This is a genomic window from Chitinophaga solisilvae (genome assembly GCF_009928525.1).
GTDB classification, from domain to species: domain Bacteria; phylum Bacteroidota; class Bacteroidia; order Chitinophagales; family Chitinophagaceae; genus Chitinophaga; species Chitinophaga solisilvae.
Genome location: NZ_JAABOK010000003.1, coordinates 236,412 through 257,580, shown reverse-complemented (window position 1 = coordinate 257,580; position 21,169 = coordinate 236,412). Strand labels below are relative to the sequence as shown.

20 protein-coding genes and 1 riboswitch are annotated in these 21,169 nt (G+C 48.5%); of the genes, 12 read left to right on the top strand and 8 right to left on the bottom strand.

The features are described 5' to 3' along the window. Positions 1-66: 66 nt before the first annotated feature. A complete protein-coding gene (locus tag GWG06_RS07040) occupies positions 67-1,653 on the top strand; it encodes a class I SAM-dependent methyltransferase (protein ID WP_160712243.1) in 1,587 nt (528 codons plus the stop codon). On the opposite strand, the gene GWG06_RS07035 is transcribed toward GWG06_RS07040, so the two are convergent. From GWG06_RS07035 to GWG06_RS07010, 6 genes are all read right to left on the bottom strand, one after another. Then, entirely contained in the window at positions 1,654-2,523 is an 870-nt protein-coding gene (locus tag GWG06_RS07035; RefSeq protein WP_160712241.1) for a hypothetical protein, read from the bottom strand. It lies immediately after the preceding gene. Between the two features lie 172 nt (positions 2,524-2,695). Continuing rightward, positions 2,696-5,878, bottom strand: coding sequence for an efflux RND transporter permease subunit (locus GWG06_RS07030; RefSeq protein ID WP_127034730.1), 3,183 nt, complete (start codon positions 5,876-5,878; stop codon positions 2,696-2,698). 24 nt (positions 5,879-5,902) lie between these two features. Continuing rightward, entirely contained in the window at positions 5,903-6,973 is a 1,071-nt protein-coding gene (locus GWG06_RS07025; RefSeq protein ID WP_160712239.1) for an efflux RND transporter periplasmic adaptor subunit, read from the bottom strand. 61 nt (positions 6,974-7,034) lie between these two features. Beyond that, a complete protein-coding gene (locus GWG06_RS07020; protein ID WP_127034726.1) occupies positions 7,035-8,390 on the bottom strand; it encodes a TolC family protein in 1,356 nt (451 codons plus the stop codon). 10 nt (positions 8,391-8,400) lie between these two features. Then, positions 8,401-9,015: a TetR/AcrR family transcriptional regulator gene (locus tag GWG06_RS07015; RefSeq protein WP_160712237.1), complete on the bottom strand. Its 615-nt coding sequence runs from the start codon at positions 9,013-9,015 to the stop codon at positions 8,401-8,403. A gap of 12 nt (positions 9,016-9,027) precedes the next feature. Continuing rightward, the gene (locus GWG06_RS07010; protein WP_127034722.1) at positions 9,028-9,633 is read right to left on the bottom strand and encodes a TetR/AcrR family transcriptional regulator; all 606 of its coding nucleotides are present in this window, start codon (positions 9,631-9,633) and stop codon (positions 9,028-9,030) included. A gap of 230 nt (positions 9,634-9,863) precedes the next feature. On the opposite strand from GWG06_RS07010, the gene GWG06_RS07005 reads away from it, so the two are divergent. Both GWG06_RS07005 and GWG06_RS07000 read left to right on the top strand, forming a co-directional pair. Beyond that, positions 9,864-10,220, top strand: coding sequence for a type II toxin-antitoxin system MqsR family toxin (locus GWG06_RS07005; protein ID WP_160712235.1), 357 nt, complete (start codon positions 9,864-9,866; stop codon positions 10,218-10,220). After that, on the top strand, positions 10,217-11,212 hold the full coding sequence (locus tag GWG06_RS07000; RefSeq protein WP_160712233.1) for a type II toxin-antitoxin system antitoxin SocA domain-containing protein: 996 nt from the start codon (positions 10,217-10,219) through the stop codon (positions 11,210-11,212). Before GWG06_RS07005 ends, GWG06_RS07000 begins: the two co-directional genes overlap by 4 nt. A gap of 68 nt (positions 11,213-11,280) precedes the next feature. Here GWG06_RS07000 and GWG06_RS06995 read toward each other — a convergent pair whose 3' ends face one another. Beyond that, on the bottom strand, positions 11,281-12,540 hold the full coding sequence (locus GWG06_RS06995; protein ID WP_160712231.1) for a pyridoxal phosphate-dependent aminotransferase: 1,260 nt from the start codon (positions 12,538-12,540) through the stop codon (positions 11,281-11,283). Between the two features lie 405 nt (positions 12,541-12,945). Between GWG06_RS06995 and dnaN the strand changes: the two genes are divergently transcribed. The 3 genes from dnaN (at position 12,946) to GWG06_RS06980 (ending at position 15,498) form a co-directional block, all read left to right on the top strand. Continuing rightward, positions 12,946-14,064: a DNA polymerase III subunit beta gene (gene dnaN, locus GWG06_RS06990; protein ID WP_127034714.1), complete on the top strand. Its 1,119-nt coding sequence runs from the start codon at positions 12,946-12,948 to the stop codon at positions 14,062-14,064. A 300-nt stretch (positions 14,065-14,364) separates the two neighbouring features. Then, positions 14,365-15,222, top strand: coding sequence for a sterol desaturase family protein (locus tag GWG06_RS06985; protein WP_160712229.1), 858 nt, complete (start codon positions 14,365-14,367; stop codon positions 15,220-15,222). Positions 15,223-15,246: 24 nt separating this feature from the next. Next, positions 15,247-15,498, top strand: a complete 252-nt coding sequence (locus GWG06_RS06980; RefSeq protein ID WP_127034710.1) for a hypothetical protein — start codon at positions 15,247-15,249, stop codon at positions 15,496-15,498. Between the two features lie 8 nt (positions 15,499-15,506). Here the strand turns inward: GWG06_RS06980 and GWG06_RS06975 are convergent, their stop codons facing one another. Next, entirely contained in the window at positions 15,507-15,974 is a 468-nt protein-coding gene (locus tag GWG06_RS06975; protein WP_127034708.1) for a lipocalin-like domain-containing protein, read from the bottom strand. A gap of 150 nt (positions 15,975-16,124) precedes the next feature. Next, a riboswitch (TPP riboswitch) is annotated at positions 16,125-16,229 on the top strand. A 54-nt stretch (positions 16,230-16,283) separates the two neighbouring features. Between GWG06_RS06975 and thiS the strand changes: the two genes are divergently transcribed. From thiS to GWG06_RS06945, 6 genes are all read left to right on the top strand, one after another. Continuing rightward, positions 16,284-16,487 carry a sulfur carrier protein ThiS gene (thiS, locus tag GWG06_RS06970; protein WP_127034706.1) on the top strand — a complete coding sequence of 68 codons (204 nt, stop codon included), beginning with the start codon at positions 16,284-16,286 and terminating at the stop codon, positions 16,485-16,487. 88 nt (positions 16,488-16,575) lie between these two features. Then, complete coding sequence (gene thiC, locus GWG06_RS06965) at positions 16,576-18,435, top strand: phosphomethylpyrimidine synthase ThiC (protein WP_160712227.1); 1,860 nt, start codon at positions 16,576-16,578, stop codon at positions 18,433-18,435. 6 nt (positions 18,436-18,441) lie between these two features. Then, positions 18,442-19,041, top strand: a complete 600-nt coding sequence (locus tag GWG06_RS06960) for a thiamine phosphate synthase (RefSeq protein ID WP_160712225.1) — start codon at positions 18,442-18,444, stop codon at positions 19,039-19,041. Further along, on the top strand, positions 19,017-19,769 hold the full coding sequence (locus GWG06_RS06955) for a hydroxymethylpyrimidine/phosphomethylpyrimidine kinase (protein WP_160712223.1): 753 nt from the start codon (positions 19,017-19,019) through the stop codon (positions 19,767-19,769). Before GWG06_RS06960 ends, GWG06_RS06955 begins: the two co-directional genes overlap by 25 nt. Beyond that, positions 19,766-20,410 carry a thiamine phosphate synthase gene (locus GWG06_RS06950; RefSeq protein WP_160712221.1) on the top strand — a complete coding sequence of 215 codons (645 nt, stop codon included), beginning with the start codon at positions 19,766-19,768 and terminating at the stop codon, positions 20,408-20,410. Before GWG06_RS06955 ends, GWG06_RS06950 begins: the two co-directional genes overlap by 4 nt. Then, positions 20,398-21,168: a thiazole synthase gene (locus tag GWG06_RS06945; RefSeq protein ID WP_160712219.1), complete on the top strand. Its 771-nt coding sequence runs from the start codon at positions 20,398-20,400 to the stop codon at positions 21,166-21,168. Before GWG06_RS06950 ends, GWG06_RS06945 begins: the two co-directional genes overlap by 13 nt. Position 21,169: the final 1 nt, after the last annotated feature.

The window sequence follows — 21,169 nt, the reverse complement described above, 5'->3', positions numbered from 1 at the left end:
CAGCCCCGGAACATACTTCCGGGGCTTTTATATACATGATTATCCTTTGTTCCTTAACTTCACCATATGTACTTACTCATTCCCGGCCGCCATCACCTGCTCACCGATTTCCAGTTCAAATACCTGAACAGGCTGATCAAATGCAGACTTGAAGGCGAAAAAGACGTATATGGGCAACCGTTAGCCCCGGCGGATATCACAGGCATCATCTTCGCAGTAACATCCGCCAACCACCTGGGCACCAAGCGCAACCCGGTACCATTCTACCTCCGCGCCATGATCATCCAGGAATTTTCCAACTCCCTCGACGTTCCCGCCTTTGTATACGGCATCGACGATGTAGGCGTGATCCACGATTTCGCGGAATACACCATAAAAACCATACGTCACTCCAGCGAAGGCACACACGCCCTCACACCGGAAAATACCGCCGTGATCTGCTCCACTGCCGTTAAAGATATGTACCTGCAACGCGGCTTCCGCGTACTGCCGGCAGAATGGGACCCCGCCACCAATTCCCTCACGCAGCCCATGCCATGGGATATAGTGAAACTCATTGCGCAGACCACCGCCTGGCGTAAACACAAAACAATCCTGGAACAGATGCATCCCGCATCATTCAAAATATGGTCGCTGTACGGCGTAGGAGAAAAAGTGCAGCAGATCCTGAAAGACCCGATCATAGGGGCCGACGGCGATCTGACCGCTACCCGCGACTATAACGTATACGTAAAACAGATGGACGATATTGCCGCACAGAAATACAAGGAAACAGCCCCTTACATTCAGCCGGGCAATATCGGGGACATCGGCTGTGCGGCAGGCTCCTGGATTAAAATGGGCTGCGCGGACGACCGCCTGCACGAATGCGATTTCTATGGTATTGAAGTGTCCAGACACCTGTACGACATCTGCCTGCAGCGCAGACACAATGGTGAATTCGCTAACCCTTCGGTATTCTTCTCCCAGAAAAATGCCGTTACCAGCCTGGTTTTTGAACCGGGCAGCATGAATACCATACACACCTCTTCCCTGACCCATGAAATTGAATCCTATGGCAGCAGGCAGGACCTGATAGCGTTTATTCATAACCGTTATCAGGAGCTGGTACCCGGCGGCGTATGGATCAACCGCGATGTAGTAGGACCGGAGAACAGGGAAGAAACAATACTCCTGTGGCTCAACCGGGAAGATGGTGAAAATGAACTGCCGTTGCCACCCAACGCCACTACACAGGAACTGGCAGCATATCTTGGTAAACTTTCTACGGAAGCGCTTTTCCGCCGCTTTGCACAGGACTTCCGCCACCACGAAGGCTATCAGCTGCCGCACGAATGGGTTACCATCAACGGAAAAACATACTGCAAACTATCTATGCAGGATGCCTGCGAATTCCTCTTTAAAAAAGATTACCACGACAACTGGCTCAGCGAAATGCATGAGACATTCTGCTTCTGGAATTATAATGACTGGAAATCAGCGCTGGAAGCCGCAGGGCTGCGGCTGGACAACCTTTCCCACACCTATCGCAACGAGTGGATCGTCCAGAACAGACTGGAAGGAAAGGTGCAGCTGTTACGCATAAACGAACACCAGGAAGCAGCGCCTATGCCCTTCCCGGTGTCGCACATGTTGTTGCTGGCCAGGAAATAATTAAATACCCAGGCTTTTCAGCGGAACTGCTTCCATCCTGTTATCCAGCAGGAACGGAATCAGCAGGGCTTTCCTGCGTTTATCCAGCGCCAGGTCGGCAGGAGAATGCTTTACCGGTATACGGCGGTAGGTATGCTGCTTCAGGTCATAGACGCAGAGGTAACCTGACTGCGGATTTTTTACCGTGATCCAGTCAGACAGCAGCAGATACCGGGCATCCAGCTGCACAATACCATCGAACAGCCCTACAGGAGATCCTTTCACCGGAACAAAAGCCTCTCCGGCATTGCCCAGCCGCTTCTGATACAGCAGTCCGGTACCATCCATATCACGCCCCATCGCGCACGCATACACGATATCCGTCTGGGCATCATACCACACCCCGTTAACGGCAGGCATCGTGCCCTGCAGTACCGTAACTTCCTTACTGCGGGTATTAATCAGCAGTACCTGGTCTTTTACGCAGTCGGATACCAGCAGCAGGCTGTCATTCACCCTGGCTACATCATTAAGCATACCGGCGCTGTTTTCAAGGTTGAGGTCAAAAACTTTTTTACGGCTGTTCAGGTCATACCCTTTCAGGTGATCAATATCTGCCACATACAATGTATTGCCAGCAATTTCCAGCCCTTTGGGCGCATGCAGGGTATCATTGAAATAACGCGGGGATTGTACGCGGCCGTTTTCAGTCCAGGCAATGGCGCCATCCCCGTCTTTGGCCGCAGGTTCCAGCTTCGGGCCCATGTTGGAAATAAAATAACCGTTCTTGTAGGCAACAGCGCTTTCCGGACTAAAAAGTCCGTCTACCGCTTGCCGGGCATAGGAAGAAACCGTGGATAACAGGAGGATGGATACAAATAGCTTTTTCATACTTGGGATTATTTACTCCCAAAGCTAATGCAAGGAAACAGCTTTCCGGTTATGAAAGGAAAAGGGATTCTTGTGAATATCAAAGTAAAAATAAAAGGCCGGAGTAGGATTACTCCGGCCATTACCTAAACCTACAACTGTTACACTGTTAGTAACATTTCTTTATAATAGCTTAATTAACATGCACTTCGTTGAGCGGCACTTCTTCGTAAGAAGCCACCATGCGTTGTCTGATATAACGTTTGGCAGATAATTTGCCGATGCCGAATTTCGCCATCACCTTATCCACGATCATGTATACCACCGGCACCACAATCAGCGTGAGGAACATGGAGCTGATAAGGCCACCGATGATAACCCAGGCCAGACCATTTTTAGTAGAGGCCACCCCGCCTGTTGCCAGTGCAATCGGCAACATACCAATCACCATCGCAATGGTAGTCATCAGGATCGGGCGGAGACGCGCGTTGTTGGCGTGTATCAGCGCCTGGTAGGTACTCTGTCCCTGTTCTTTCATCTGGTTCGTAAAGTCCACCAGGATGATCGCATTCTTCGCTACCAGACCAATCAGCATAATCATACCCAATATGGTAAAGATGTTCAGCGTGTTGTTTGTCAGTGCCAGCGCCAGCAACGCCCCGATAATGGCCAGCGGGATAGAGAACAGTACCACAAAAGGATAGATGTAGTTATCGTACAGTGCCACCATAATCAGGTATACCATCACAATAGAAATCAGCAGCGCAGCGCCCAGCGTACCGAAGGAATCACCCTGGTTCTCCGCATCGCCGCCAAACAGGAAGCTGATACCTGTGGGTCTTTCCATCTTCTCCAGTTTAGCTGCAAACTCCTGCGTAACCGTACCGGAAGGGCGTCCCATTACCTGCGCCTGTACAGACACAGAGGTGTTTTTATCCCTTCTTTCCAGGTGGCTCGGCCCGGAGCCTTCTGTTACATCTGCAAACTGAGATAATTTAATCAGCTGTCCTTTATCATTCACAAACTGTATATCAGCTACATCCTGCAAATTCTTCTTGTTAAATTCATCAAAGCGGATGTTGATGTCATATTCATAATCACCCTGGCGGAACTTCACTTTGGAATCATCGGCGGTACCGCTGAAAGCCGTTTGCATAGTACCTCCCACCATATCCAGCGTGAGGCCCAGGGCCGACATTTTATCGCGGTCTACCTGCACATTGATTTCAGGGTTACCTTCTTCTACCGATAATTTTATTTCCGTAGCGCCATTGATGGTTTTCAGCGTGTCCATCGCCTTTTTCGCGAAGGCCATTACACTGTCCATTTCACTGCCCATTACTACCAGTTCTACCGGCGCTCTTTCTGCTGTACCAAGGATGCTCACATCCGTGGTTTTTACTTTTACCCCCGGCAGTATGGCTTTCAGTTCTTTCTTCACTTTCGCGGCATAAATATCCGAGCCGTCTGTACGCTTTTCAGGCGCTACCAGCATCACGGTGATCTCTGCTTTATAAGCCGTGGACTGCGAGGTACCGAAACCATCTTCGCTTGTCTGACCTACCGTAGTAATCAGTCTTTGTACGGCAGTTTTTTTCGAAAGATACTGTTCTGCGGTGCGGGTAGCCTGGTTAGACTGCTGTACGGATGCATCTTTCGGCATTTCCAGCATAACGATGAACTGGCCGCGATCCCCTTTCGGGATGAACTCACCGCCGATATAACCTTTACCTATCAGCATGAAGGAGGCGAACAGCATACCTACTGCCACAATCAGTGTAACGGCTTTATGTGCCAGCGCCCATTTCAGCAACCCGGTCATCCAGTTGGTGAAACGTTGTAATTGTCGTTCAAACCAGAGAATAAATTTCTCAAACAGATTTTTCCCGGTGATATGTTCCAGCTTACCGAAACGGGAAGACAACAGCGGAACAATCATGAAGGAAGATAATAAACTGAGCATGGTAGAGATCATTACCACCACACAGAATTCACGGAGGATTTTGGATACCAGCTCATTGGTGAGGGAAATGGGGAGGAACACCACCACAATTACCAATGTAATGGAAGTTACAGTGAAACCTATTTCCTTCACCCCATCAAATGCAGCACGGACACGGTTTTTACCCATTTCCATGTGACGGTAAATATTTTCCAGTACTACAATGGCGTCGTCCACGAGGATACCTACCACCAGCGACAGACCCAGCAGGGACATGAGGTTGAGGGAGAATCCCATCATTTTCATTCCGATGAAAGTGGCTACCAGTGAAGCCGGGATGGAGATCATCACGAACAAGGCACTGCGGATGCTGTGCAGGAACAGCAACATAACAACTGCTACCAGCACAACCGCCAGGATAAGGTCATGAATTACGGAGTCTGCAGATTCCAGTGTAAAGTCAGAGGAATCGTTGGCTACCAGTATTTTCAGGTCATTGGTTTTATAATCCTTTTCGATACCGGCGATGGCCTTTTTCATTTCTTCACTTACGGTTACCGCGTTGGCATCCGTTTGTTTCTGCACCTGCAGGGCAATGGCGTTTACGCCGTCAACACGGGCAATACGTTCTGCATCCTTTTGTGCATCCTGCACATCGGCGATATCCAGCAGGCGCACCTGGGTGCCGTCTGCCGTGGTTTTCAGTACCAGGTTACGGAGCTGGTCCACATTTTTATACTTACCTGCCAGGCGGATCAGGATCTGCTCGTTGGCTGTTTTAACCTTACCGGTAGGGAAGTCCAGGTTGGCATTGGTGATGAGCTGCCGCACCTGTAAGATAGACAGGCCATAAGCCTGTAATTTCTTCGGATCAATGTTAACCTGGATTTCGCGTTCCTGGCCACCGATCAGTGAAACCTGTGCCACGCCCGGCAAGCGGGATAATAACGGCTGCAGTTTTTTATCTACCAGATCATAGAATTTTTTGTCGTCCATTTTAGCGGTGGCAGACAAGGTCATGATCGGCAGGTCATCGATGGAGAATTTATTCAGGGACGGTGGTTTCGCATCGCCGGGCAGGTCCGCCAGGATGGCGTTCACCTTACGTTGTGCGTCCTGCAGGGCAATATCAACGTTAGCATCGTTATTCAGCTCAACGGTAATAACGGAAAGGCTTTCAGAAGATTTGGAAATGATTTTCTTGATCTTTTCCATAGACGCCACCGCGTCTTCAATCTTTTTGGTGATGGTACTTTCCACCTCCCGCGGCGAAGCGCCGGGATATACCGTAGCAATGGTAACGATGGGGGAGCTGAACTTGGGCAGCAGCTCATAGTTCAGCGATTTATAGCTCATGACTCCCAGGAGGGTGAGGATGGTGAACACCACCACCACAATGGTAGGTCGTTTTATGGATACTTCAGTAATCTTCATGTTGCAAAATTTACAATTCCACGCTTATTTGTTCGCGGCCTGCACGGTTACGGCAGCGCCTTCGGTGAGGTTGATCTGACCGGTGGTGATAACAACATCGCCTTCGTTCAGCCCTTCCCGTATTTCTACCTGGTCGCCCAGGATGCGGCCGGATATTACCTTACGTTTCTTTGCCACATTGCCTTCCATGATATATATTTCATTACTGTTCACGCCGCCGATGAATGCGGTACGTGCAATAAAGATAGCCTGTGATGATTCCGGCGATTCAAAGTGGGCGGTGCCGTACATACCTGCTTTCAGCTGTTTGCCGGCAACGTTGTTCACTTCCATTTCCACCGGGTAATTGAGGGAGTTGTCGCCCTTGGCAGCAATGAAAGTAATAGTGCCTTCATAGCTGGTTTCGGGGAATACGTTGGAAGTTACCTTCACTTTCTGTCCTTTGGAAAGCGTTACTACCTGTCCTTCCGGTACGGCTACGGCGAGTTTCAGGCGGGATACATCCACGATGTCGAACATTTTGGTGCCGGGAGAAAGGTAGGCGCCCTGTTCTATATATTTTTTATTGATGATACCGGAAATCGGTGCTTTCACATAGGTATCGCTTACCCGGCGGCCGGCGGCTTCGTAGTGGGTTTTAGCGATATCGTACTGCAGTTTTGCATCATCTACCTGTTTCTTTGTAACGCCACCGGTCTGGAATGCTGCTTCATATCTTTCCTTATCTACCTTCAGCTGGTCCAGGTTAGCTTTGGCAGACTGGAGGTCGGTGTTTACAATCTGGCCGTCGATGTAGGCGATGGCCTGCCCCTGTTTCACGATGCTGCCTTCATCTACGAGCAGTCTGGTGATACGGCCTGAAGTTTCCGCCAGGTAGGAGAGTTCACGGACAGGCGCGAAGTTGCCATTAGCCAGAAATCCCTGCGCAAAAGCGTTGCGGGTAACTTTCTGTACCAGCACCGGCACTGCGCCCGTATTACTTTCTTTTACAAATTCAGTTTTAGCTTCGTTGGCTTTCTTGTTTGCATTCAGCTTCCACATAATCAGTACCACTGCACCTATAGTTACCAGGCCCCAGATAATAAACTTTTTCATCTGCAATATTTTGTGTGTTTAGCATCCGCTACTGCGGTCTATCGTTATTCGTTGTATGGGTTTAGTTCAGCAGGTCTTTCAGACTGCCTTTGCTTTTTATGATTTCCAGCTCTGCGAGCTTATATTGAAGCAGTGCTTCGTTGTAGCTGTTCTGCGCGTCTGCCAGGGATGTTTCTGCGTTGAGCAGATCTGTCAGACTGGCCAGGCCCAGTTTGTAGTTATTCTCGGTAGAATAGAATACTTCGTTGGCCAGGTCTACGTTTTCCTTTTGTGTGGTGATGGTGGAGAGGTTGCTTCTTACCTGCAGTTTTGCGTTTTCGTAATCAGCATTCAGGTTCAGTACTGTTTCTTCCTTTTGTTTGCTGAGCTGTTGCAGGGTAATGTTAGCCTGACTCACTCTGGAGCGGCGTGCAAAACCATCGAAGATAGGGATGCGCAGGGACAGCCCCACGGAAGCCGCACCATACCAGAAGGTAGCGTTGGAAGGATCTCTGGCGAATGCAAAATGTTCGCTCATACCGTTGTAGCTATATCTGCCGAAGAGAGAAAGCGTAGGATAATATTCTGCCTGATAAGCCTTCTTCTGTAAGAGCTGCAGTTCTTCCTGTTTCTTTACCAGTCTGAATTCTGTTCTGTTCTCCAGATTCATGTCATCATACTGGAGAAAAGAAGCGGCTTTGTTTTCTATCTCCTTCAGCGATGCCGGCGGAATAGCGAAAGCAGATGCCACTGGCATGCCCATCACCCTTTTCAGATTGTTGGACTGCGTCTGGTATTGATTCATCAGTTGTGTGCGTTGTGTGATACTGTTAGTAAGACTAACTTTAATACGATCCAGGTCAATCTTTTTAGCCAGTCCGTTTTCGAACTGGGATTTGGTCGCATTCACCAGCTGCGTCAGCTTTTCGATATTACCATTGATAGTGGTAATTTTTTCCTGTATGACGAGTAACTGATAGTAAAGCTGGGAAACGTTGTAGATAACGGTTTCCGTGCTTTGCTGCGTTTTCAGCGCATAGTATTCTTCACCTGATTTGGCCGCTTTAAGACCAGTGAATACGGCCTGATTGAAAACCTGTTGTTCCAGTTCAGCGCCTACGCTGGCGTTATACTGCACGCCGAAAGCAAGTACCAGAGAGCTGTCTGGCTTACCCAGCGTTTTCCCTGGGATGAGCGTTTTGGGAAGCTGCAGGTTATCCGTATAATTAGCGCTACCATTGATCTGAGGTAATGCCTGAGCGCGGACTTCCTTGGTTTTAAACTTTCCCATTTCCTCATCCATTTTGGTACGGGCGAGGCCCTGGTTATTATGCAGTGCAAATTTCAGGGCTTCCTGCAGTGTCAGTTGCGTTTGTGCATAGCCATTATATACCCCTATCCCCAGCAGGAGGACAAGCGTTAACTTTAATCGCTTCATACGTTACTTGTTAATCTTCTTCTTTGATTTGTAAATACTGGTTCGCCAGTTTATGCCCTTTCAGGGTGGCGATCCCCAGTATAAAGTGAGCGGTTACCTGTTCCATTACCTGTTGTTTATCGAATTGGTCAGCAGGGTACTGGATAGGGTCAAAAGCGGCTTCCAGCTGCAGCTGGCGCATACGGGCCACAATGTCTGTCTGCAGGTTCTGACGGTAAAGGCCTTCCGTCATGCCCCGTTTCAGATTTTCTTTGATACCCGTCAGAATACAATCGCCTTTAAATTTTTCGATGTTATTCCAGATATCAGGATGATACTTCTGGATTTCAAAAAGCATCACCGGGTTTAGTGTTCTGGCCAGGCCAACGATATACTGGCTCGCGCGTACCAGTTCATCAATAGCATTATCTGCCAATGCATTACACTCCTGTAAAAAGGCGGTATGATTATGCAGCAGCAATTGCATGCCTTCATCAATAAGCGCCTGTTTATCTACGTAATGTTCGTATACTGTTTTTTTGGAGATGCCACAATCGCGGGCAATGTCAAACATGGTAACACCTTTTACGCCATATACCCTGAACATTCTCAGGGCTGTTTCCAGAATTCTGTCCTTCACTACCATGATTGCTGATTTTTATGCCTTCATTGCTTTGATAAATATCTCCAGTAATAATTTCTGTTGTTCTATTACGGCGCCGAACATTTCTTCATCCAGGTCACTGTCATTCAGGGTGCAGTCCGGAACGGAGTAGCGGAGGCCCATGAGCGCCTGCACTAAGATTTCTGCTGTTTGTTCCGGGTGTTTCACCTTGAATTCACCGGATGCCACACCTTTTCTGATAATATCTGTATGCAGTTCTATTTCCCGGAGTTTAGCGCGTTTCATGCCTTCGTGAAACATCGAAGCGCTATCCTGCAGCACTTTGAAGAGTTCCAGCCGGGAAAACTTGCTGATAAAGGCTTTCCTGATGCCGATTATGTTCAGCAATGCCTTTGCCGCGGATGTTGTTGCGGCTGCTTCTTTCTCCATTTCCTGGAAGTAGGCTTCGCCTATTTTTTCCAGTACCGCGAAGTGCATCGCCTTTTTGTCGGGGAAGTAATAATATAAAGACGCCTTTGAGCAGTGAAGGTCATCGGCTATTTCATTCATCGTTGTTTTTGCAGCGCCAAAGTGCGTAAACCGCTTCAGAGCCGCGTCCAGGATTTTATCCCGCATTTCATCTTTTGTCTCTGCGTGCATTAACTTTTTGACTTTTTTAGTTTCAAGGTCAAAATTACAGTGTTTTTTTGAATTAGTAGCAATTGTTGACCATTTAACATGTATTTAACTTTTTGATGAGAAAAGTCAGAAAGTCAGCATAGAAAACACTAAATAGTTATCATTATTCATTATTTTCGGTATAAACAACTAATTAGTTTCTTATACGGAAAAACAGTATCTTTAGTAGAAAGATTTAACCCCGGTTCAGAATGGAAAAAATGGAAGATGTGAAGAGATTTCTGACAGATTTCAGCATTAAACTGAATTTATGGAACATCATTTACCGTAATGACAGGGGAAAAAATCTGCAGGCGCTGCTTGATCTGGATATTACACCCGACAAAAGAACAGCCATCATCAGGCAGCTGCTGGCTACTGATTACAGTCAGGGCCCCGTCAATGATACTTTACACGGAGGAACCCAGATGTGGGTATTTGGTAAAATGCACAACGAAGTAGAAATATATATCAAGATCACTTTAGGAAATCCGGGCGCCAGTGTTATCTGCATCTCTTTCCACAAAGCTGAATTTCCCATGAAGTACCCTTTAAAACAATTATTATGAAAAGTCCATTTACCGGCGGAAGTGTCAGACTGGAAAAAGAAACCCGCTCTTTTGAATACAGAAAGGAAGCATTCGGAATAGTTTATCATTATTATATCTGTAATGATACGGGAGAAGAATTCACCACAGCAGAACTGGATACATTAAATATCAGCCAGGTGCATAATAAATACAGATCCAGGTATGGCATTCCTCCGGTAGAAGAAATAAAGCAAATCCGGACAAAATACGGACTCAGTGCTGCAGGGATGAGTGAAATCCTGGGTCTGGGCATCAACATCTACCGCAATTACGAGGCAGGAGAAATGCCCAGCATTTCTATAGGCCGCTATATCAGGCTAATAGCTGAGCCGCAGGAATTTCTGAAACTGGTGGAGATCAATAAGTATAACCTGGAACCAGCCACCTATACAGAGATTACCGGAAATGTGCTTCGTTTCCTGGAAGTACATCCGGAAACAGCCGGCCAGTCAGAACTGGCGCTTTTCAACAACGTGCTGCCCAATATTTACAATGGTTTCAGGGCACCGGAAACGAAAAGAATAGGAGAGATGATCCGGTATTTTGCCAAAGAGCTGCAACCGTTTACTACCGCACTGAATAAACTGCTGTTTTATGCTGATTTCAGTCATTATAAAAAATTCGGGAAAAGCATCAGCGGCCTTACCTATAAGGCATTTCAGATGGGGCCTGTACCCACCAATTATGCCGGTCTATATAATCAGATAGTGAACAACGGATATGTGCAGGTGTGTGAAGTAGATTTCGGTGATTTTATCGGAGACAGGTTTCAGACACTCCGGGAAGCGGCAGAAGCAATAACACTAACGCCTCAGGAGCTCCAGACAATAGCAGCCATTACGGAAAAATTTAAAGGAATCAGCACCAGTCAGCTTGTCCGGCTAAGTCACGAAGAATCTGCCTGGATGGAAAATGTGGAAAAAAGGGCTGAAATCAGCTATGAATATAGCTTTGAGCTGAAACACGATTAATTTTCCGATATAAAAAAAGCCCCGCAGAAACAACTTCCGCGGGGCCGGTATTCAAAATTGCATTATCCTTATTTCAGTTTCTCCAGTGCTGCTTTCAGCTTTTCCAGCATTTCAGGAATTTCCTGTTTCACGCAGGTACCTACGCTGAGGCGGTACCATGGAGAGCTTTTGGAAGCGCCGAAGGCATAGAATGGCACCAGCGCCAGTTTGGCTTCGTTCAGCAGATAGGAGGTAACAGCCGCCTGATCCTGCAGGGTGGCGCCATCTGCGGTGGTTTTACCGGCCAGGTCCAGCTTAACAGTCAGGTAGATGGCTGCCTGCGGAGCAATACACTCCACATTATGGCCTGCTTTCTTCAGGCTGTCAAAGCCTTCGTATATCTTCACCAGTCTTTCTTCAATTTCAGCTTTGAAGTGCTGGAGGTATTTATTCACATTTTCTTTTTGCACCAGGTAGCGGGCAGCAGCTTTCTGTTCTGCCATCGGGCTCCATGCGCCTACGTGGGAGAGGATAGCTTTCATTTTGCCGATTACGTGGGCAGGACCAAGTGCCCAGCCAACTCTTACACCGGTAGCGGCAAAGGCCTTACTCATACCGTCGATGAAGATGGTGTAGTCTCTCAGCTCAGGACGCAGGGAAACCGGATTGTAGTGATGTGTCTGTCCATAGGTCAGCACCCAGTACATCTGGTCAAACATGAGATACAGCGGTTTTTCGTCTGCACCCCTGCTTTTATTCTCAGCGATAACGAGATCACAGATTTCTTCCAGCTGATGTTTGTGGAACGCAGTACCGGTTGGGTTCTGCGGGGAGCAGAGCGCCAGGAGGGTAGCACCTTTCAGCAAAGGTTTCAGTTCTGCTGCCGTAGGCATGAAATCATTTTCTGCTTTGGTTTCCAGTACTACGTGTTCCGCTTCCAGGAAGTGCGTGTAGTGGTTGTTGTTCCAGGAAGGGGTAGCATATACTACTTTCTCGCCGCGGTCAACAATGGTCCTGAAGGTAGCGTAAATGATAGGGCGGCCGCCGCAGGAGATTACAATCTCCTTGGCAGGATCATAGGTCAGCCCTTCCCGTTCTCCTATAAAGTCGCCTACTGCCGCTCTCAGGTCAGCGATACCGTCTGCCGGAGGGTAATTGGTCAGGTGTTCCTTATAGGCGGTTATGATTTCCTGTTCAAATTCAACCGGAATAGGAAATACCTTCGGGTCAAAATCGCCGATGGTGAAGTTGTAGATCTTCTCGCCCTTTGCCTGTTTCTCCTTGACTTCCGCTGCTAACTTAATAATTTCGGATCCAATCAGTGTTTCGGCTAAATGAGACAGTTTCATAACCTGCTTTTTTATGTTGTTTGGAATGTTTTTTAAGCGCGGCAAAAGTAACCGATTTGAAGATAATTTAAAAGAAACCCATCATTCTTTTTATATCTTTTAAATAATTGCCACCTACATTCGATTTCATCTAATCAAATGTGCAATATTTATCTGTACTTCTAGCATAGCGTTTTTTGCTCATGTGTTTAATTTGCCGGAAGCCTGTGTAAAACCGGTATTTTTTAGTGTATAAGATGTGATGAAATTAGGGGGAATGACAAAACTTTCTATCTTTGTTTACAGTACATTTACACCTTTTATACAGGTTTTCATGTGAAACCGAGGCAGCATAGGACGCCTGTAAGCTAACCGCCAAGGCCTGACAGCTCAAAACTAAGAATGACAAGCAAACTTTTATAAACCATGAAATTTATTGTTTCTTCCTCTACTTTATTAAAACAATTACAGCAGATCAGCGGAGTTATCAATTCCAATACAGTATTGCCGATACTGGAGGACTTCCTTTTCCTCATTGATAAAAATGAGCTGACCGTAGTTGCAACTGATCTTGAGACCGTGATGCGGGTGAAGCTGGAGGTGGAAGCCAAAGAAAACGGACGGATCTGTATCCCTGCGAAAATTTTGATGGACTCCCTGAAAAATCTGCCTGATCAGCCGCTGACCTTCCACATCGATCTGAATTCCTACGCCGTGGAAATCACCTCTGACAATGGTAAGTACAAAGTGATGGGTGAAAATCCGGAGAACTTCCCGAAAGAACCCGCTGCAGACGATACCACTTCCTTTACCATGACCGCTACCGGACTGGTAACCGCTATCAACAAAACTTTATTTGCCGTAAGTAACGACGACCTCCGCCCGGCTATGACAGGCGTGTTCTTCGAAATCAATACCGACAGCCTCACCTTTGTAGCTACTGACGCCCACCGCCTGGTGAAATATGTCAGAACAGATGTGAAATGTCCTAAAGCCGACAGCTTCATCGTTCCGAAAAAACCGCTGAACCTGCTCAAAACCGCCCTGCCTGATAACGATACTGAAATCAAGGTATCCTACAGCCAGAACCACTTCTTCGTACAGCACGAAGGCGCCCAGATGATCTGCCGCCTCATCGATGCCCGCTTCCCGGACTATAAAGTGGTTATACCAAAAGATAATCCTTACCGCCTTACCGTGGTGAAAAGCGATTTCCAGAACGCCCTCAAACGCGTAGGGGTATTCGCCAACAAAAGCACCAACCAGGTAGCGCTCAATATCACCGGCAGCGAATTACAGCTCTCTGCGCAGGACGTTGACTTCTCCTTTGAAGGTAACGAACGCATGAGCTGCCAGTACACCGGCGACGACATGCAGATCGCTTTCAATGCCAAATTCCTCATCGAAATGCTCAACGCCGCCGAAGGGGATGAAATCTCCGTGGAACTGGCTACCGCCACCAAAGCAGGTATCCTCAAACCTTCTGAAAAAGAAGAAAATGAAGACCTCCTCATGCTGGTAATGCCATTACTGCTGAATAACTAATCCGGCAACCTGCCGGTGATAATATGCACCACAAGGCTTGTTGCATAAAACTTATATATAAAGCAATCTCTTACAAAGAGGTTGCTTTTTTCTTTGTCTGTAGCGGAAAAGAGCCGGGATTAATTCCCCGAAATGTTGTAATTTTTCACTGGAAATAACACAAAAATAACACCTGAGAAGAGGATCATTGGCAGTTGTTCCCTCATATCCCCCTGTAGAAACTGACCCTGTTGGCCTGGATAGAAAAACCTCATAATGAATTAGCAGAGAAATAGTTTTTCCCGATATAGATACCGGCATATGGTTTCATTTTTCGAAAATATTCCGTCATACTACCGTACCGCCATCTTAGCAGGTGGCCTGTTGCTGCTGTGGATTATCGAAGGATTAATACCCAGGTTCCGGTTCAAAGGCAACCGGTACCGTCATGCCGGCTCCAACCTGTTCTTCACCCTCACCACCATCGTGGTTAACACCACTTTCGCCTTTCTCATCGTAAAAGCTTCGCAGTGGACCAGCGAAGCAAAGTTCGGCCTGTTGTACTGGCTGCAGCTTCCGTTATGGCTGCATACCATCCTGGCAGTATTAATGCTGGACCTCATCGGGGCATACCTCATTCACCTGGTACAGCATAAAACCGCGTGGATGTGGCATTTTCATAAGATACATCATATAGATACCCAGATAGACGCTACCACCGCGCTGCGGCATCACCCGGTAGAAAGCCTCTTCCGGGTCGGCGCTTTATTTATTGCCATCCTCACCATGGGCGTACCTTTCTGGATGGTCATGATGTATCAGTCACTCTCTGCATTCATGTCGCAGTTTAATCATGCCAACATACACCTCCCTAAATGGCTGGATAATGCCCTCAGCTGGGTCATTGTATCACCTGATATGCATAAGGTGCATCATAGCCATTACCAGCCGGAAACCGACTCTAATTATGCCAATATTTTCTCTGTTTGGGACCGGCTGTTCGGTACGTTTGTAGTTATCCCCGACACCACCTCCATCCGTTACGGCCTGGACGAATACCAGGAACCCCGGTACCAGGAAATAGGGCCTTTGCTGAAAGTGCCCTGGGAACAAACGCTTGCGGGAGAAGATAACAGGAGCGGACAGCAAAAGCCTGCGGACAATACAATTATTCCTTAACCTGTTTTTTAAAAATCCGAATATATGCAACACTCAACAACACTAACAAAAACCGCCTGTATAGCAGCGCTGATCATCGGCGTACTCTCTGCAGCCTTTGCCTTCACCACCAAAACGCCGGCCTATGCAGTAACTTCCGGAGCTATTGCCGCAGTAATAGGACTGGTTTCCCTTTTTATAGGCAGAAAAAATATTGATGACATGCAGCTCGCCGCTGCCGGCATCTTTATGGCTGTAGTAGCCTGCCTGGTTGGCTTGTGGCAGATCTATAACTGAGATCTGCGTTAATTGCGCCGTATGTATTTTTCGGTATACCCTTCTGCGGCCTTCACCGGAAATAATACCAGAGAAGTATCTGACAGCTCTTTGATGATAGTGGTATCAATCACAAAAGAAGAATCCTTCGTGCCTTCTGAATGACTCCACAGTAAAAGGGAGTCATGCGTAAGCTGCCACTTGTCATATACCAGCGTATACATATTGATGGAACGGGCAGTTCCGTTCTTTCTAAGCTGAAAACCCTGCATTTCCTTATCCAGACCAGCCACAGGCTGTATCCATTTCCCTATGAGCTTAGCTGTATCCACATACAGCGTATCTGTTACAGCAGTGATGCTGTCGGTAACGCCGGCATTACTGCTGTCTGCTATTCCTACCAGGCTGCTGTCATGCACCACCTCTTCTTCAGGAACACCTTGCTTTGTTCCACATGCAACCAATAAAAGAATGAAAAATAAAAGACCCTTTTGCATGGTTTAAAATTACGAATTACGAATTATGAATTGCGAATTAAAATGCAGCGGATGATGTGAGCGGATAAAAAGAACATAATCATCCGCTGCATTTTAATTCGCAATTCATAATTCGTAATTCGTAATTTATCCAAAATTCTATTACATTTACAGTCACTTTAGGGGTGTTTATCCTCAATAAGAGGATAAACTGAGATGATACCCTCAGTACCTGAAGCAGTTCATACTGCCGTAGGGAAAAGTAACTGAACCTTCTTCATCTTTCCACACATCCTTAAAGTTTATTGTTTCACTTAAATTCCAACACTCATGGAAGTGCTTGTAAACAATAAACTTTATGCGGTGCAGCAGGGAATTACAATTGCTGCACTCTTACAGTTTATTCAGCTATCCGCTCACAAAGGCATTGCCGTCGCCGTTAATAACCAGGTAGTCCCGAAAACAGCCTGGGATCAGCAACAGGTTGAACCGGCCGATAATATTACCATCATAAGGGCAACACAAGGCGGGTAACCACCTGCATCCTTTCTGCCTGCCATCAAATTTTCCGTAGTACACAGCTGCAGGAACAGACTTCCTGTGCCTGAAAAAAATTACCATTATGCAACAACAACCCGCGGCCATCAGCCGTACACCCTTTCCCGCGTCTGAAAAAATTTATGTAGACGGTGAACTGCATCCCATCAGCGTAGCCATGCGCAGAATAACGCTCACGGATACACGCCTGCATGGAAGAAACGGCGAATCCACACCCAATGAGCCTGTAGTAGTCTATGATACCAGCGGCCCCTATACAGATCCCGCTATTGCCATAGATGTTACCCGCGGCATTCCCAAACTCCGCGAATCCTGGATCACCGGCAGGGGAGATGTGGAACAGCTGCCGCAATATTCCAGCGAAAAAATCAGACAGCTCATTGCCCAGGAAGGTGGCCGCATGCCGCTCATGAGTACTACCAACAGGCCGCTGCGGGCTAAAGCCGGCCAGAATGTTACCCAGCTGTTTTATGCCCAGCAAGGCATTATCACACCGGAAATGGAATACATCGCCATCAGGGAAAATCAGTATGCAGATAAACTTTTCCGCGAAAACAGTGTACTGTGGCAGCAGCATAAAGGCAACAGCTTCGGCGCCAACACGCCGGTGAAATTTATTACACCGGAATTCGTCAGACAGGAAGTTGCCGCAGGCCGCGCTATCATTCCATCCAACATCAATCACCCGGAAAGTGAACCCATGATTATCGGACGTAACTTTCTCGTGAAAATAAATGCCAATATCGGTAACTCTGCAGTTACGTCCAGCATTGAAGAAGAAGTGGAAAAAGCGGTATGGTCCTGCCGCTGGGGTGCAGACACCATCATGGATCTGAGCACCGGTAAAAACATCCACGAAACACGCGAGTGGATATTGCGCAACTCTCCTGTGCCCATCGGCACCGTCCCCATCTATCAGGCACTGGAAAAAGTGAACGGCAAAGCAGAAGCACTCACCTGGGAACTGTTCCGCGATACACTGATAGAACAGGCAGAACAGGGCGTGGACTACTTCACCATTCATGCCGGCGTATTACTGAGATATATACCGTTAACGGCTAAACGAACAACCGGTATCGTTTCCCGCGGCGGTTCCATCCTCGCTAAATGGTGCCTTGCCCACCACAAGGAAAACTTCCTCTATACCCATTTCGATGAAATCTGCGAGATCATGAAAGCCTACGATGTGGCCTTCTCTCTCGGCGACGGCCTCCGGCCCGGCAGCATCGCGGATGCCAACGACGCCGCCCAGTTTGCAGAACTGGAAACCCTCGGCGAACTCACGAAAAGAGCCTGGAAACACCAGGTACAGGTGATGATCGAAGGCCCCGGACATGTGCCGATGCATCTTATCAGGGAAAATATGGACAAACAGCTGGAACACTGCCACGAAGCGCCCTTCTATACGCTCGGCCCGCTGACGACCGATATTGCTCCCGGCTACGACCATATCACCTCCGGCATCGGAGCCGCTATGATCGGCTGGTTCGGCACTGCCATGCTCTGCTATGTAACGCCGAAGGAACACCTGGGACTACCCAACAAAGAAGATGTACGCCAGGGCGTAATCACCTATAAAATTGCTGCACACGCCGCAGACCTTGCAAAAGGCCACCCCGGCGCGCAACACCGGGATAACGCCCTGAGCAAGGCCCGTTTTGAATTCCGCTGGGAAGACCAGTTCAATCTCTCCCTCGATCCTGAAACCGCCAGGTCCTACCATGACGAAACACTGCCTGCGGAAGGCGCCAAAATAGCGCACTTCTGCTCTATGTGCGGACCCAACTTCTGCTCCATGAAAATCACGCAGGAAGTACGCGACTTCGCCGAACAGCAGGGGCTGGAGGCTGCAGAAGCTCTCTCCGCCGGCATGGAAGAAAAAGCGAAGGTTTTTGCAGAACAGGGTGGAGAGATTTACAAATAACAAATTATGATCTGGATCCTCACCTCACCTGAACGCATACACGAAGAAGCAGTCATCATCGATGCACTGCTACAGGCCGGCGTTGACCGCATCATGCTACGCAAGCCACAGTGGCGCGCACCGGAATATGATGCACTGATGGAAGAAATAGATCCCGCCTGGTTCCCGCGTATCATTGTACACGACAATTTCAGCGTGTGCAACAAATACCCGGTGGGCGGTATCCATCTGAGCGGCAAAACGCGCGACCACATGACCGGTTGTGAGCTGGACCTCTGCCTGCAACGCTATCCAAACAGCAGCACAGGCATCCATGATACCGCAGCCATAGCGCTCATGCACCGGCAGTTTGATACACTCCTGCTCAGTCCTGTTTTCAACAGCATCTCCAAACTAGGCTACTATGGCAGGTTTGCGGGCAGCTTACCGGAAAAGCAACGCCGTGTATTCGCCATGGGTGGGGTAGACGCCGGCAATATTCACCAGGTGTGGCAATGGGGCTTTGATGGTGCAGCACTGCTGGGCGCCATCTGGCAGGATCCGTTTAAAGCAGTGGAAAATTATCAACGCATTCAGGAAATATGGAACAGGAACGCCCGTACGTAATGAGCTTCGCCGGACTGGATCCCAGCGGCGGAGCGGGTTTACTGGCAGATATAAAAACATTTGAACAACATAAGGTCTACGGGCTGGGCGTTTGCACAGCCATCACCGTACAAACGGCGCACGATTTTATTTCGGCAGACTGGCTGCCGGTAACGCAGATACTGGCGCAGGCGCGGCCATTGCTGGCTGCGCATAAAATCAGTGCCTGCAAAATCGGAATCATGTCCGACGTGCACGCCCTGCTTGAACTGGTACGCACCATCCGGCAACTTTCCCCGGAAACGAGCATCATCCTCGACCCTGTGCTAAAAGCCTCTGCAGGATTCACTTTTCACGGAAGCATACAGCAGCAGTCCTGGCAGGAGCTATTATCGGAAATCGACCTGCTGACGCCGAATTATGACGAAGCATCGCTGATTTCCGGATACTCCAACGGAGACGCAGGCGCACATTCGCTGTCAGACTATTGCGCCGTACTGCTGAAAGGCGGGCACCATACTTCCAGACCCGGAGTGGATACTTTATATGCCAGCGGACAAATACAATGTTTTGAACCATGTACGGAAACAGTATTTCCCAAACATGGCTCCGGATGCGTGTTATCCGCCGCCATTACCGCCTGCCTGGCATTGGAGCAGTCGCTGCCGGAAGCATGTTATAACGCCAAAGCCTATACGGAAAAAGTACTGGGCAGTCATTCATCATTAACAGGTTATCATCATCTATGATACATACATTACATTATATATCGCAACACAGCACCGCCAACGGCCACATTGAAAACATCCGCCAGGCCTGTGAGGCCGGATGCAGATGGATTCAGCTGCGCATCAAGCAGGAAACGCAGGAACAGGTATTGCCTGTAGCCGAAGCAGTAAAGAAAATCTGCGACAGCTACGGTACGGCGCTCATCATCAATGACTATCCGGCCATAGCCGTTGCCGTAGGAGCTGCAGGGGTGCATGTCGGCAAAAACGATATGACCGTGAAAGCTGCACGCGCCGTAACAGGTCCGGATATGATTGTTGGCGGCACCGCCAACACCACGGAAGATATTCTGCAACATGTGGCAGATGGCGCCAGCTATGTTGGTGTAGGGCCATACCGCTTTACCTCCACCAAGCAGAACCTTAGTCCTATCCTTGGTCTTGAAGGCTATCAGCGTATTTTGCAGGAGCTGCGTCAGCAGCGTATAAGCATTCCCGTTATAGCCATAGGAGGCATACAGGAAGAGGATATTCCGGCGCTGCTGGAAACCGGCGTTCACGGCGTAGCGGTGAGTGGGCTGATATCCGGAGCAGCCGACAAATCCGCGACTGTACAACGTATTTATGAACTTGTAAACAGGCAGACAATATGGAACCATTAATCATTGCAGGCAGGGAATTCAGTTCCCGGCTGTTTACCGGCACCGGCAAATTTTCTTCCGCCAGCATGATGGAAGAAGCGCTGCTGGCTTCAGGAACAGAGCTGGTTACCGTTGCGCTCAAAAGAGTAGATATGCATAACAAGTCAGATGACATGCTGCTGCATGTATCTCATCCGCATATTCACCTGCTGCCGAATACATCCGGCGTGCGCACCGCCGCAGAAGCGGTATATGCCGCCCAGCTGGCCCGCGAGGCGCTGGAAACCAACTGGATAAAGCTGGAAATACACCCGGATCCCCGTTACCTGATGCCTGATCCTGTAGAAACCCTGCAGGCCGCAGCAGCACTGGTAAAGCTGGGCTTTGTGGTATTGCCCTACATACATGCCGATCCTGTATTGTGCAAGCGGCTGGAAGAAGCCGGCGTAGCTGCAGTAATGCCGTTGGGCTCGCCCATAGGCAGCAACAAAGGGCTGCGCACAGCCGATTTCCTGGAGATTATCATCAGCCAGAGTAATGTACCGGTTATTGTGGATGCAGGCATCGGAGCGCCATCGCATGCTGCGCAGGCCATGGAAATGGGCGCTGCCGCCGTGCTGGTAAACACCGCCATTGCCGTAGCCAAGGATCCGGTGAGAATGGCCGCTGCATTCAAAACAGCCGTAACAGCCGGTCGCATGGCCTATGAAGCCGGATTACCTGCCATCAACAGCAAGGCCGTTGCTACCAGTCCGCTGGTTGCTTTCTTAAATGAATAAT